Source organism: Ruegeria sp. L12 (genome assembly GCF_056531745.1).
Map to the genome: position 1 here is coordinate 144,049 of NZ_JBQFMH010000002.1, position 13,249 is coordinate 157,297.

General features: G+C 60.1%; 11 protein-coding genes. 6 read left to right on the forward strand and 5 right to left on the reverse strand.

All coding sequences use genetic code 11. The annotated features are described in order from the left end of the window. Nucleotides 1-25: 25 nt before the first annotated feature. Nucleotides 26-2,026 carry a hypothetical protein gene (locus ACR0K9_RS03675; RefSeq protein ID WP_480820857.1) on the reverse strand — a complete coding sequence of 667 codons (2,001 nt, stop codon included), beginning with the start codon at nt 2,024-2,026 and terminating at the stop codon, nt 26-28. A 164-nt stretch (nt 2,027-2,190) separates the two neighbouring features. On the opposite strand from ACR0K9_RS03675, the gene ACR0K9_RS03680 reads away from it, so the two are divergent. Continuing rightward, nucleotides 2,191-2,886, forward strand: a complete 696-nt coding sequence (locus tag ACR0K9_RS03680; RefSeq protein WP_480532935.1) for an SIMPL domain-containing protein — start codon at nt 2,191-2,193, stop codon at nt 2,884-2,886. Nucleotides 2,887-2,888: 2 nt separating this feature from the next. On the opposite strand, the gene ACR0K9_RS03685 is transcribed toward ACR0K9_RS03680, so the two are convergent. From ACR0K9_RS03685 to ACR0K9_RS03695, 3 genes are all read right to left on the reverse strand, one after another. Beyond that, on the reverse strand, nt 2,889-3,596 hold the full coding sequence (locus tag ACR0K9_RS03685; RefSeq protein WP_480820859.1) for a GNAT family N-acetyltransferase: 708 nt from the start codon (nt 3,594-3,596) through the stop codon (nt 2,889-2,891). A 3-nt stretch (nt 3,597-3,599) separates the two neighbouring features. Then, complete coding sequence (locus ACR0K9_RS03690) at nt 3,600-4,892, reverse strand: O-acetylhomoserine aminocarboxypropyltransferase/cysteine synthase family protein (protein WP_480820861.1); 1,293 nt, start codon at nt 4,890-4,892, stop codon at nt 3,600-3,602. 72 nt (nt 4,893-4,964) lie between these two features. Further along, nucleotides 4,965-5,960, reverse strand: coding sequence for a hypothetical protein (locus ACR0K9_RS03695; protein WP_480820863.1), 996 nt, complete (start codon nt 5,958-5,960; stop codon nt 4,965-4,967). 153 nt (nt 5,961-6,113) lie between these two features. Here ACR0K9_RS03695 and ACR0K9_RS03700 point away from each other — a divergent pair, with 153 nt between their 5' ends. The 3 genes from ACR0K9_RS03700 (at nt 6,114) to preA (ending at nt 9,613) form a co-directional block, all read left to right on the forward strand. Further along, the gene (locus tag ACR0K9_RS03700; RefSeq protein WP_480532927.1) at nt 6,114-6,746 is read left to right on the forward strand and encodes a cupin domain-containing protein; all 633 of its coding nucleotides are present in this window, start codon (nt 6,114-6,116) and stop codon (nt 6,744-6,746) included. A 158-nt stretch (nt 6,747-6,904) separates the two neighbouring features. After that, entirely contained in the window at nt 6,905-8,239 is a 1,335-nt protein-coding gene (locus tag ACR0K9_RS03705) for an NAD(P)-dependent oxidoreductase (protein WP_480820865.1), read from the forward strand. A gap of 69 nt (nt 8,240-8,308) precedes the next feature. Continuing rightward, nucleotides 8,309-9,613: an NAD-dependent dihydropyrimidine dehydrogenase subunit PreA gene (gene preA, locus ACR0K9_RS03710; protein ID WP_480820867.1), complete on the forward strand. Its 1,305-nt coding sequence runs from the start codon at nt 8,309-8,311 to the stop codon at nt 9,611-9,613. Between the two features lie 47 nt (nt 9,614-9,660). Here preA and ACR0K9_RS03715 read toward each other — a convergent pair whose 3' ends face one another. After that, the gene (locus ACR0K9_RS03715; protein ID WP_480820869.1) at nt 9,661-10,269 is read right to left on the reverse strand and encodes a TetR family transcriptional regulator C-terminal domain-containing protein; all 609 of its coding nucleotides are present in this window, start codon (nt 10,267-10,269) and stop codon (nt 9,661-9,663) included. A gap of 172 nt (nt 10,270-10,441) precedes the next feature. Between ACR0K9_RS03715 and ACR0K9_RS03720 the strand changes: the two genes are divergently transcribed. Both ACR0K9_RS03720 and hydA read left to right on the forward strand, forming a co-directional pair. After that, nucleotides 10,442-11,692, forward strand: a complete 1,251-nt coding sequence (locus tag ACR0K9_RS03720) for a Zn-dependent hydrolase (protein ID WP_480532919.1) — start codon at nt 10,442-10,444, stop codon at nt 11,690-11,692. Between the two features lie 92 nt (nt 11,693-11,784). Further along, nucleotides 11,785-13,239, forward strand: a complete 1,455-nt coding sequence (gene hydA / locus ACR0K9_RS03725) for a dihydropyrimidinase (RefSeq protein WP_480820871.1) — start codon at nt 11,785-11,787, stop codon at nt 13,237-13,239. The last annotated feature ends 10 nt before the right edge of the window (nt 13,240-13,249 follow it).

Below are 13,249 nucleotides of genomic sequence, written 5' to 3' on the forward strand. Positions count from 1 at the left end.
GTCTGCCCGACATGGCGCTTTGTCTTTATCCGCGCGGCATCTTGAGCGTGACGTTCTTGCCGCGTTTCTGATAGCGCAATTCACTGTCGCCAATTGCAACAACATTGCCGCCATCGATGCGATCCCCGACCTTCAGCTTTTTGTACCGTCCGCTGGGCAGTCGGACCAAGGCGCGGCGGTTGGCCGGGGTGCCATAGACACCGATCAGGTTGAGCTTGCGCAGGTTGATTGCGTTGTCGATGGTCGCCTGCCGTGCGACCGAAGCAGTTGTCGGGATTTTCGGTTGCACCGCCTTTGGCTGGAATGAACCGACCTCATCCTCACTGCTGGCAACGTTTGCGGTCGACGCCAGTGGGGCGCTGTTCGTGCTTGGTTTGGGCGTTGCCCGTGCCGTCAGGCTGGCAGGCCGGGTTTTTGGACGCGGTACGCGCACAACCGCCAGTGCTGTTGGTGTTTCGTCAACCTGCTGGGGCACCTGCAGCGTTTCGGGTCGCAACTTGGGTCGGACCGAAGCCAACTCTTGCAGGGACCGTCCGCCAAGCTGCTGACGTTCGAACTGGTCGACAAGGTTTTCCGGGCGCGGTCGCGGGCGGATGGCGGCGAGCCGTTCGTCAACCACTTCGACCACGACCGGTTCCGTCTCAAACCGGGTCGGGGGCTCGGGTGGCACCGACGGTGGGCGGCCCAGATAAACCATCACCCCGGCTGGGTTCAATGTGCCTTCGGCGCTTGGCGTTACCAGGCCGCGCTCATCCAGTTCAAACCGCTGCCCGGCCTCACCGGGCAAAGTGATCTGGGCGGGGGGCTCGTCCGTGTCCAGACTGGCAAGCGATGGCAGAGCCACAATGTCGGTCGACAGGTCCGACCGGTCGACCGAGGTCAAATAGAGGTCATCTTCGATTTGCCGGGGTGCTGCACCAAGGTCGGAAGGTTCAGCCGGGGCCGTGCCCGTGAATGCATGAAATTCAGTTCTGTCTTCCAGAGGTTCTGCAATCTCTTCAACCGGTTCCGGCGCGACCTTCAACGCTTCGAGGATGGCCGTGTCGGTTGCGGACAGCTCTGGCTCATCCTCTGTTTCGGTGGCTGATGCGTCGGGTTCGGGCGGCAGGTTTGCGACCTGAGTTTCCGGGGCCTCTGGCTGAGTGGTTTCAGGCTCCGCTGCGGCAGTTTGCTCCGGCGGCTCTTCGGTCGCGACTTCCGATTGTGGTTCCGGCTGTGGATTCAGCGGCTCTGCCACTTCGACCACTTCCGGTTCTGAGCTGTTGAAGGACCAAACGCCCAGCAGCATTCCGACGACAACCGACGCGGCTATCGCGGGAAGAGCAAAGCGTTTCAGGTCAATCCCTGGCTTTGTGGCTGCGGGCAGGGCGTTAGCGGCGGGCGCGAAAACAGGGGCTTCATCCGCGATTGCATGCACCGGGATTTGCGGCGTCTCATCGCTCTCAGGCTCAGGCAGTTGTTCAGGCTCAGGCTCAGGCTTTTGTTCAGGGTCGGGCACCGGGAGCGAAATCTCGGGCGTTTGGACCGGGGAGGCCACGGTCGTTTCGTTCTGCACGACGGGTATCTCAAAGAACGGCTCGTTCAGCGTGTCTTGACCGGTTGCGCTCAGCCAGAATGCCTCGGGGATAAAACCGTGATCGGTGGCAAATCCGCTTGCCTCATTCAGTGTCTGCTGCGCCACGGCGGCGACGTGGGTCTCAGGGCCATCGACATCTGTGACATAGGCCAGTTCTGACAGTTCATAGGGCGTCGCAGCGGCCAGTGCTTCTTCGACCTTCTGCACCGCAGCGTCACCGTCCAGACCATCGGTTTCAACCGTCAGCAGCCGCACCTGATCTGCGGGGATGATCAGCTTGCAGCTTAGATCGTTTTCCAGCGCGAATCCCTGATCGCGCAGGGCCTGAATCTGCTCTTGATGATCGGGCGCATCCAACGGAACGATACCGATGCAGTACCAGTCTCCGTCCGACTGGTGATGCAGGGCGATACCGCTTTCAGAAAATGATAGCGCAAAGGCGGGTTTCATAATCCGGATGAACCATAATTGTCAGCTTCAATGCAAACGCTTGGATGTCTGCCGTCCGAGATTAGAGCAGGAACCCGCCGAGGGAAAGAAAAAGGCGCGCTTCCCCCTTGCCGTGTATGGGCTGTGATGTCCATCTTGGAGGCAAGTCAACAGGAGGGATCACCTTGAAGACACTTGCTTTTCTGGCTGCGATGACCGCAGCCGTCGCCGCGATGCCAGCCCATGCGGAAGAACGTCGCATCTCGGTCAGTGGCACCGGAACCACCGTGTCTGCCCCCGATATGGCAACGATTACGCTGGGGGTGACGAACCATGACCCACAGGCCTCGGTGGCGATGCAGGCGACTTCGGATGCGGTGGCGCAGATTCTCAAACGGCTTGACGAGATGGGGTTGGAGGCACGCGATGTGCAGACCCGCGATCTGTCGCTGTCGCCTGTCTGGTCGGGGCGCAGCAATTCCAGCAATAAGCCGCCCAAGATCACCGGATTTACAGCTTCGAACCGGGTGTTCGTGCGGGTGCGCGATCTGGACAAGCTGGGGCAGATCATGGACGCGGTGATCAAGGACGGCGCGAATGATTTCGGCGGTCTGAGCTTTGGTGTGCAAGAGCCCAAACCGCTTGAAGCCGAAGCGCGGGCCAAAGCGGTTGCGGATGCGACCGCCAAAGCGCAGCAACTGGCGCAGGCTGCCGGGATCACACTTGGCCCGGTGATCTCGATCAACGATCACGGTGGCGGCGTGCGTCCGATGGCCCAGATGCGCGAAATGGCGATGTCCGATGCCGGAGGCGTCCCGGTTGCAGGGGGCGAGATTTCGGTTTCGGTCAATATCTCGATGGATTTCGAGATATCCGAGTAACCTCAGACCCGGGCCCGCAGCGATTGACGTTGCTGGCCCGCACCATCAAAATTGTCGGGCGATAGCCACGTCTGAAATGCCGATTTGATCCGCGGCCACTCACTGTCGAGGATCGAATACCAAGCGGTGTCGCGGTTGCGCCCTTTGTAGTGGGTGGCCTGTCGGAAAATGCCCTCGAAGGTGAAGCCCAAGCGCTCGGCCGCCTGACGAGAGGGCGCATTCAGGGCGTCACATTTCCACTCATAGCGGCGATAGCCCAGCTCGTCGAAGACGCGTTGCATCATCAGGAACATGGTTTCGGTCGCCATGGGCGTGCGCTGCAATAGCGGTGAAAAGTGGATATGCCCCACCTCGATCGATCCTGCCGACGGGGTGACGCGCAGGTAAGAGGCCATGCCGACCGGCGTGCCATCACTGTCGAGAACCGTATGGAACATCGGATCGCCCCCGGTGCAGGTGGCCTGTACCCAGTCAAAGAACTCTGCCTCGGCGGTGAAGGGCCCATAGGGCAGATAGGTCCAGTTACGTGCATCGGTGTCGTGGGCAAACGCCCGGAACAATCCGGGCGCATGACGGTTTACGTCCAGGGGCTCGACCGAACAGAACTGGCCCTGCATCGGCGTATAGGGCGGTGTCGGGCGTGGAAAATCGCCCGTCACCGGCAGGCCGATGCGCTGTCCCAACGCGTTCGTGTGATAGCCCGCAGCCATGGGTCAGGCGCTCGCCTTGGCCAGCGCCTGATCGAGATCGGCGATCAGATCGTCCGCATCCTCGATCCCGATGGACAGGCGAACAACGTTGGGGCTGGCGCCTGCGGCTTCCTGCTGTTCCGGCGTCAGTTGCCGGTGCGTGGTCGAGGCCGAATGGATGATCAACGACCGCGCATCGCCCAGATTGGCCACATGGCTGAAGATCTCCAGCGCGTTGACCAGCTTGATGCAGGCGTCATAGCCGCCCTTGACCGCAAAAGTGAACAGCGCACCCGCGCCGCGCGGGTAATGCGCCTTGACCCGGTCGTAATAAGGCGACGAGGGCAGCCCGGCATAGGTCACGTATTCCACCCGGTCATCCGCCTCCAGCCACGCAGCAATCTTCTGCGCGTTTTCAACGTGGCGTTCCATCCGCAGCGACAGGGTTTCGATCCCCATCAGTGTGTAATGCGCCGCCTGCGGATTCATCGTCATGCCCAGATCGCGCAGACCGATGGCGATGCTGTGGAAGGTAAAGGCCAGCGGTCCAAAGGTTTCGTGGAATTTCAGCCCGTGATAGGCCGGTTCCGGCGCGCTGAGCGATGGGAACTTGTCATTTGCGGACCAGTCGAACTTGCCCGAATCCACGATGCAGCCGCCGGTGACGGTGCCATTGCCGGTCAGATATTTGGTTGTCGAATGCACCACCAGCGTTGCGCCCAGTTCGATGGGGCGACACAGATAGGGCGTAGCTGAGGTGTTGTCGACGATCAGCGGAACGCCCGCCGCGTCGGCCACATCCGCCAGCGCGCGGATGTCGGTGACATAACCACCGGGGTTGGCGATAGATTCGCAGAACACCGCGCGGGTGTTTTCGTCGATGGCGTCTTTAACCGCGTCCAGATCGTCGGTGTCCACGAATTTGGCCGACCAGCCGAACCGTTTGATGGTCTGGCTGAACTGCGTGACCGTGCCACCGTACAGACGGGTCGAGGCCACCACGTTGCTGCCCGGACCCATCAGCGGGAACAGCGCCATGATCTGCGCCGCGTGGCCCGAGGAACAGCAAACCGCGCCTACGCCGCCTTCCAGCGTGGCTACACGTTCCTGCAGCACCGCAACGGTCGGGTTGGTCAGGCGCGAATAGATAAAGCCCACTTCCTGCAGATTGAACAGCGCGGCGGCGTGGTCAGCATCGCGGAACACATAGGCCGTAGTCTGGTAGATCGGTGTCTGGCGTGCTCCGGTCGCCGGATCGGGGCGGGCCCCGGCGTGAATTTGCAGGGTATCAAAACCGTAGGTGGGGCCGTCTGACATCTTTGAAATCTCCAGTTGGAATCTATCCTGCTGAATCTCTAGGACATTGCCGCCGCGCGCACAACTTTGTGATTACCGCAACCACAGCCCCTTGGACTTGATCGTCTTGCGGATGACCTGTTCGCGCGCAGGCAGGTTTTCCCGGTCGAACAGGGCGCGGATCTTGGCGCCCTTGCGCTGGATCACCAGCTTCTTCAGCGGGTCATACCCTTTGAGCACCTTTTTGATCTTGTTCGGGGCCACCACAGTTTCCAGCACCTCGACCACGTGATCGCTTTCGCGGGCATAGAGCATCGGAAACAGGCGATAATGGCAGCTGACCGAGCCATCCAGCAAACCGTCGGGCAGAGCGTCGCGCCCGCCACCGAGGGAATGGATGACCAGAGGCAGGGCGATCTGATCCAGCCAGGGGTCAAGAACCTGCCCGGTCAGTTCGGGAATTTCCTCGTCCCGGATTGTGCGGGCGTAATCCAGAAAGCGTTCGCCAAACAGGCGGGGACATTTGTAGAAGAAGTAGCCTGCGTTGAAATACAGGTAGTGCCGCCAATATCCCGATGGCTGGCCGGGATCGAGCGAGCTTTCGAAATCCAGCCCGAACCGGTCATAGAGCGCGCGCCAGATACCATCATGGCCGGGACCATAGAGGGTGGGTTTCGGCCACGTCCCCTCGACCCGAAGCGAGGCACCGGGCCGTTCGAAATCGAAGGGGACCTCGCTCAGCTCTCCGGTGATCAGCGTGTCGCTGTCGAAGAAGACAAACGGCTCACCCTCGGGCATCGCCAGCAGGGCTTCGATCTTGTTGCCGTTGGGATAGCTCGCGCCGAATGTGTGTGACTCGAAGGGCAGGATTTCGGCGCCCAGGTGCTGCAGCGCTTCCAACACATCGGGGTCCTGAATGCTGGGGTTCTGTGGCCACAGCGGACCGGGCTGCGGTACGCCGACAAACAGCCGCCCCTTAAAGCCGGGCGCGCTGTGGCGCAGAGATGCCGCAAACAAAAGCGCCTCATATTGCAGCCGGTTATTCTGCCCGATGATGAGGATGTTGAATGTCGCCGGGCTTGCCTGCATCTGGTTGCGCTTTCTGATCGAGCCGATTTTCGGCCTCTGCCTCAACCGGAAGTACATCAAGCGGTGGAGGGCGTCAAAACCCCAAAATCATCCCGGTTTGAAATTCAGATTCCGGGTCCCATCTAATGAGACAGCAAAGCAGGAGGAATGCAGATGCGGGTCAATGCGGATTTCAGCCAGCGGGTCGCCGTTCACTTTGATCAGACCGAATGGGTGGCGTCGCCAGCCGCAGGGGTCGAGCGCAAGATGCTGGACCGTATCGGCGAGGAAGTCGCGCGGGCAACGACCATCGTGCGATTTGCCCCCGGCAGTGCCTTTGCCGCGCATACCCATGACGGCGGCGAAGAGTATCTTGTGCTTGATGGCGTATTTCAGGACGAGACCGGAGATTTCCCGGTGGGCAGCTATGTACGCAATCCTCCGACCTCATCCCACACGCCCTCGGCCAGCGAAGGGGCGACGATCCTGGTGAAACTGCATCAGTTCGATCCCGATGATCGTACCGAGGTGCGCCGTTCGATCAACGGGGGCGGGGATATCGACCTGTTCAAGGATGCACACGAGGATGTTCAGGTGCAAAACTGGGCCGCGAGCCAGATCGTCGAGTTGGACGCCAGCAAGGGGCTTGAGGTTTTTGTGATCGAAGGCAGCTTCTCAGAAGCAGGCGAGGATTTCGGCACCTGGGACTGGCTACGGTTGCCGCCGGGATCACGCTCGACCGCCGTTGCGGGCAAGGGTGGAGCCCGCGTCTGGATCAAATCCGGGCATCTGAACGGGATGATCTGACGCAGCGAGGATCGATAAGACTGCAATTATTCTTGAAATCCGGGCCTTTACGTCCGGGTTTTTATTTTTTGACCAGATGATAAAATTTACCAGTTGATAAAAAATGAAATTGTGGCAAGCTGAAGGGTATAACAAACATATCTACAGGGAGTAGAGTGATGGCACAGGGCCAGATGGCACCCGGCATCGTTGCTGGGCGGCTTTCCAGCGATGAGTTGGCATCCAATTTTTCCGATCTGCATCCGCCGCTCGCGCCGCATGAGGCCGCCGTAGCAGCAGATCGTTGTTATTTCTGTTACGACGCACCCTGCGTGACGGCCTGTCCCACGGATATCGATATCCCGCTGTTCTTGCGCCAGATCCAGGCCGGTCAGCCGCAAGCCGCGGCGCGCACGATCTTCGATCAGAACATTCTGGGTGGCATGTGCGCCCGTGTCTGCCCGACCGAAACCTTGTGTGAGGAAGCCTGCGTGCGGGAAACCGCAGAGGGCAAACCGGTCGAGATCGGACGGCTGCAGCGTTACGCGACCGATACGTTGATGGCGGCCGGCGAACATCCCTTCGATCGTGCGGCGCCGACGGGCAAAACTGTTGCAGTGATTGGGGCGGGGCCGGCAGGGCTCGCCTGTGCGCATCGTCTGGCGATGTTGGGTCATGACGTGGTCATCCACGAAAGCAAACCCAAGGCGGGCGGTCTGAACGAATACGGCATCGCCGCCTATAAATCGACCAATGATTTTGCACAGGCCGAGGTCGACTGGCTGTTGAAGATCGGCGGGATCACCATTGAGACGGGGTCAGCCTTGGGCGCTGGCGTCTCTTTGGAGGGTTTGGCTGAAAACTACGACGCGGTCTTCCTGTCCATCGGTCTGGCCGGTGTGAATGCGCTGCGGGCGCAGGGATCCGACAAGGATGGCGTACGCCACGCGGTCGACTTTATCTCGGATGTGCGGCAGGCTGATGATCTGGCGAACCTGCCGGTTGGGCGCAATGTCGTGGTGATCGGTGGTGGCATGACTGCCGTCGATGCGGCGGTGAAGTCCAAGCTGCTGGGCGCGGAACAGGTGACCATCGCTTACCGCCGGGGTCGCGAGGCGATGGGCGCAAGCCGGTATGAACAGGATCTGGCGGCCTCGCACGGGGTGCGCATTCTGACAAATGTTCAACCCGTGGCTGTGCACGGCAACGGATCGGCGGTTGAGATCGAATTGGAATATACTTCAAGCGAAGGGGGCAGCCTGTCCGGAACCGGTGAAACGGTGCGTATCCCGGCCGATCAGGTGCTCAAGGCGATTGGCCAGACTCTGGAAGGCGCGCCCGAAGGGCTGGCGCTGGATGGCAACAAAATCGCCGTGACCGGTGCAGGGCGGACTTCGGTCGCCGGGGTTTGGGCCGGGGGCGACTGCGCCGCCGGTGGCGACGACCTGACCGTGACCGCCGTGGCCGAGGGGCGGGATGCCGCGATGGATATCCATGCCAGCCTGACCGCGTGATCCAGCGGTTGCGCCATGAGTATTTGTGAAAAGATGAAGATGCAAAACCGCATCAGGGAGGCCGGATAAATGGCTGATTTGACGACAAACTTTCTGGGAATTTCAAGTCCGAATCCATATTGGCTGGCATCGGCGCCGCCCACGGACAAGGAATACAATGTCCGCCGCGCCTTTGAGGCCGGATGGGGCGGTGTCGTTTGGAAGACGCTGGGGGCCGAAGGACCGCCGGTCGTCAACGTGAACGGCCCGCGCTATGGCGCGATCTACGGGGCGGACCGGCGCCTGCTGGGCCTCAATAACATCGAACTGATCACCGACCGCCCGCTGGAGGTGAACCTTGAAGAGATGGCGCGGGTCAAGGCCGACTACCCGGACCGCGCCCTGATCGCCTCGATCATGGTGCCCTGCGAGGAGGCGGCGTGGAAAGCAATCCTGCCGCGCGTGGCCGAAACTGGCGCGGACGGGATTGAGCTGAATTTCGGCTGTCCGCATGGGATGAGCGAACGGGGTATGGGCTCTGCCGTGGGGCAGGTGCCGGAATATATCGAGATGGTGACCCGCTGGTGCAAGCAGTATTACGACCGTCCGGTCATCGTGAAGCTGACGCCGAACATCACCGATATCCGCAAACCGGCGACAGCGGCCCGGAATGGCGGTGCGGATGCGGTATCGTTGATCAACACGATCAACTCGATCACCAGCGTCAACCTGGACACGTTCAGCCCCGAGCCTTCGATCGATGGCAAGGGCAGTCATGGTGGCTATTGCGGCCCGGCGGTGAAACCTATCGCCCTGTCGATGGTGTCCGAAATTGCCCGGGCCGAAGCGACGCATGGTATGCCGATCTCGGGTATCGGCGGGGTGACCACATGGCGCGACGCGGCGGAATTCATCTCGCTGGGTTGCGGTAATGTGCAGGTCTGTACGGCGGCGATGACCTATGGGTTCAAGATCATCGATGAACTGACCGCAGGTCTGTCGGAATGGATGGACGAGAAGGGCTATACCAGCATCGATCAGGTGATCGGTCGCGCGGTGCCGAATGTCACCGACTGGCAGTATCTGAACCTGAACTACATCGCCAAGGCCAAGATTGATCAGGACCAGTGCATCAAATGCGGGCGTTGCTATGCCGCTTGTGAAGATACCAGCCATCAGGCGATCTCGATGTCGGCCGACCGGGTGTTCGAAGTGATCGATGAGGAATGCGTGGCCTGCAACCTCTGCGTCGATGTTTGCCCGGTCGAGGACTGCATCTCGATGGTGCCGATGGCTGCGGGCGAGGTTGATCCGCGCACCGGGCGCGAGGTTCAGCCGGACTATGCCAACTGGACCACGCATCCGAACAACCCGATGGCCAAGGCGGCCGAATGATCGGAAGATTGCACATCAGGAAGGGGTCGCTTTTGCGGCCCCTTTTTTCAGGGTGTCAGCAGCTTGCGATAGAGCAGGTCGACAAAGGGTTCAGCCCCTTCAAACGGATCTTCGTCGCAGAGAATGGCGCGGACCTGAACATCGAAATCGGCATAGTGCTGCGTCAATGCCCAGATCGAGAACATCAGATGATAAGGATGCACCCGCGCGATTTTGCCCTGATCCATCCAACGGGTCAGAATCGCGGATTTTTCATCGACCAGCGCCTTGAGGTCTTCGGACAATGCCGCGTGAATGCGGGGCGCGCCTTGCACCAGCTCGTTGGCAAACAGGCGACTTTCGCGGGGCAACTCGCGGCTCATCTGCAGTTTGCGATGGATATAGGCCAGGATTTCTTCCATCGGATCGCCGTCTTCATCCAGCGCATGCAGCGGTGCCAGCCAGATTTCAAGCAGCCCGGACAGAAGAGCGGTGTGAATCGCCTCTTTCGAGGGGAAATAATAGAGCAGGTTCGGCTTGCTCAGACCGGCCTCGGACGCGATCTGATCAACCGTCGCGCCCCGGAAACCATGGGATGAAAACACGTTCAGCGCGGCGTCCAGAATGGCAGCGCGGTTCTTTTTCTGAATTCGGGTCGGTGCGCGATCTTTCGGCATGTTTTCAGGTCGTCTCATTCTTCGTCAAACGGGCGATGATTATGCTAAAAATTCGGACTGCGCCACGCAATTTCTTGACTGGTGTAGTCCCCGTGATAGCCTGAGTTTGACCATATGGTCAAATCAAGACACCAAATAGCGAGTTCAATCGCAAGCAACAGGGAACAGTACAATGGCAGCTCCGGCGCAAAATCTCAGGATAAATGGCGACAGGTTGTGGGACAGCCTGATGGAGATGGCGAAGATCGGCCCCGGAATTGCGGGTGGTAACAACCGCCAGACCCTGACCGACGAAGATGCCGAAGGCCGCGCCCTGTTTCAGCGGTGGTGTGAAGAGGCGGGCTGTTCAATGGGGCTGGATCAGATGGGTAACATGTTTGCCCGCCGCGAAGGCACTGACCCCGAGGCGCTGCCGGTCTATGTGGGTTCGCATCTGGATACGCAGCCCACAGGCGGGAAGTATGACGGCGTTCTGGGTGTTCTGGGCGGGTTGGAGATCATTCGCACGTTGAATGATCTTGGGATCAAGACCAAACATCCGATTGTTGCGACCAACTGGACCAATGAGGAGGGCACGCGCTATGCCCCGGCGATGCTGTCTTCGGGCGTGTTTGCCGGGATGCACACGCAGGACTGGGCCTATGACCGTGAAGATGCCGAGGGCAAAAAGTTTGGCGACGAATTGCAGCGCATCGGATGGCGCGGCGATGAAGAGGTCGGTGCGCGCAAGATGCACGCTTTTTTCGAACTGCATATCGAACAGGGGCCGATCCTGGAGGCCGAGGGCAAGGATATCGGTGTTGTCACCCATGGTCAGGGGCTGAGTTGGACGCAGGTAACGGTGACCGGCAAGGACGCGCATACAGGCTCGACCCCGATGCCGATGCGCAAGAATGCCGGGCTGGCGATGGCGCGTATTCTTGAGAAGGTCGATGAGATTGCGTGGTCTCATGCGCCACACGCAGTTGGGGCGGCGGGGCATATCGACGTCTATCCGAATTCGCGCAATGTGATCCCCGGTAAAGTGGTGTTCACGGTCGATTTCCGGTCGCCTGAATTGGACGTGATCACGGATATGGAAAATCGCCTGCGGGTTGCGGCAGAAGATATCGTCAATGAGATGGGTCTTCAGATCGAGTTCGAAAAGGTCGGCGGCTTTGATCCGGTCAAATTCGACGAGGGCTGCGTGAGTGCCGTGCGCAATGCGGCCGAGCGGCTGGGATATACGCATACCGACATCATCTCGGGCGCGGGGCATGATGCCTGCTGGATCAACCGGGTGGCGCCAACGGCGATGGTGATGTGTCCCTGTGTCGACGGGCTGAGCCATAACGAGGCCGAGGAGATCAGCAAAGAGTGGGCAGCTGCCGGGGCGGATGTTCTGTTTCATGCAGTCCTCGAGACCGCGGAGATCGTGGGATAGAGGGCGCTGCCCCCGTCGCCCGCAGGGCGACTCCCCCGGGATATTTATAGCCAGATGAAGCAAGCGGCGCAGACCGCATGAGGGAGATTAAAATGAGCACTGTTATCAAGAACGGGACCGTCGTGACCGCCGATTTGTCTTACAAGGCGGATGTGTTGGTCGAAGGTGGGGTGATCACAGAAATCGGGATGGGCCTGAAAGGGGACAAGGAATTGGACGCGACCGGCTGTTACGTGATGCCGGGCGGGATCGATCCGCATACCCATCTTGAGATGCCGTTCATGGGCACCTATTCCAGCGACGATTTTGAAAGCGGCACGCGCGCGGCACTGGCCGGCGGAACCACGATGGTGGTGGATTTCGCGCTGCCCAATCCGGGCGAGAGCCTGCTGGACGCGTTGAAGCGCTGGGACAACAAATCGACGCGGGCGAATTGCGACTACTCGTTCCACATGGCGGTGACCTGGTGGGGCGAGCAGGTGTTCGATGACATCAAGACGGTGATCGAGACGCGCGGGATCAACACATTTAAGCATTTCATGGCTTATAAAGGTGCGTTGATGGTGAATGATGACGAATTGTTCGCCTCGTTCAAGCGTCTGGCCGAGCTGGGCGGCACCGCGCTGGTGCATGCCGAGAATGGCGACGTGGTGGCCGAGCTGAGCGCGAAGCTGCTGGCCGAGGGCAATTCGGGCCCCGAGGCGCATGCCTATTCCCGTCCACCGCAGGTGGAAGGCGAGGCGACCAACCGCGCCATCATGATCGCGGATATGGCGGGTGTGCCGCTTTACGTGGTTCACACATCTTGCGAAGAGGCGCACGAGGCCATTCGACGGGCCAAGATGCAGGGCAAACGGGTTTGGGGGGAACCTCTGATCCAGCATCTGACCTTGGATGAAAGCGAGTATTTCAACCAGGATTGGGATCACGCGGCACGGCGGGTCATGAGCCCTCCGTTCCGGAACAAGCAGCATCAGGACAGCTTGTGGAATGGCCTGCAATCGGGGTCTCTGAGCGTCGTGGCAACGGATCATTGCGCCTTTACGACCGAGCAGAAGCGATATGGCGTGGGTGATTTCACCAAGATCCCGAACGGCACCGGCGGGCTGGAAGACCGGATGCCGATGTTGTGGACGCATGGGGTGAACACCGGTCGGTTGACGCCGAATGAGTTCGTGGCGGTGACATCAACTAATATCGCCAAGATATTGAACTGTTACCCGAAAAAGGGTGCGGTTCTGGTGGGTGCGGATGCGGATCTTGTGGTTTGGGACCCTGAAAAGACCAAGACGATCAGTGCTGACACGCAGCAGTCTTCGATCGATTACAACGTGTTTGAGGGCAAGGAAGTCAAAGGTCTGCCACGCTTTACCCTGACGCGCGGTCATGTGGCGGTGCATGATGGAGAAATCCGCACGCAGGAAGGTCATGGGGAGTTTGTCGCGCGCGAGGCCAATACCACCGTGAACAAGGCGCTGAGCACCTGGAAAGAACTGACCGCACCGCGCCCGGTTGAGCGGACAGGTATTCCGGCGACCGGCGTGTGACGCGCCTGAG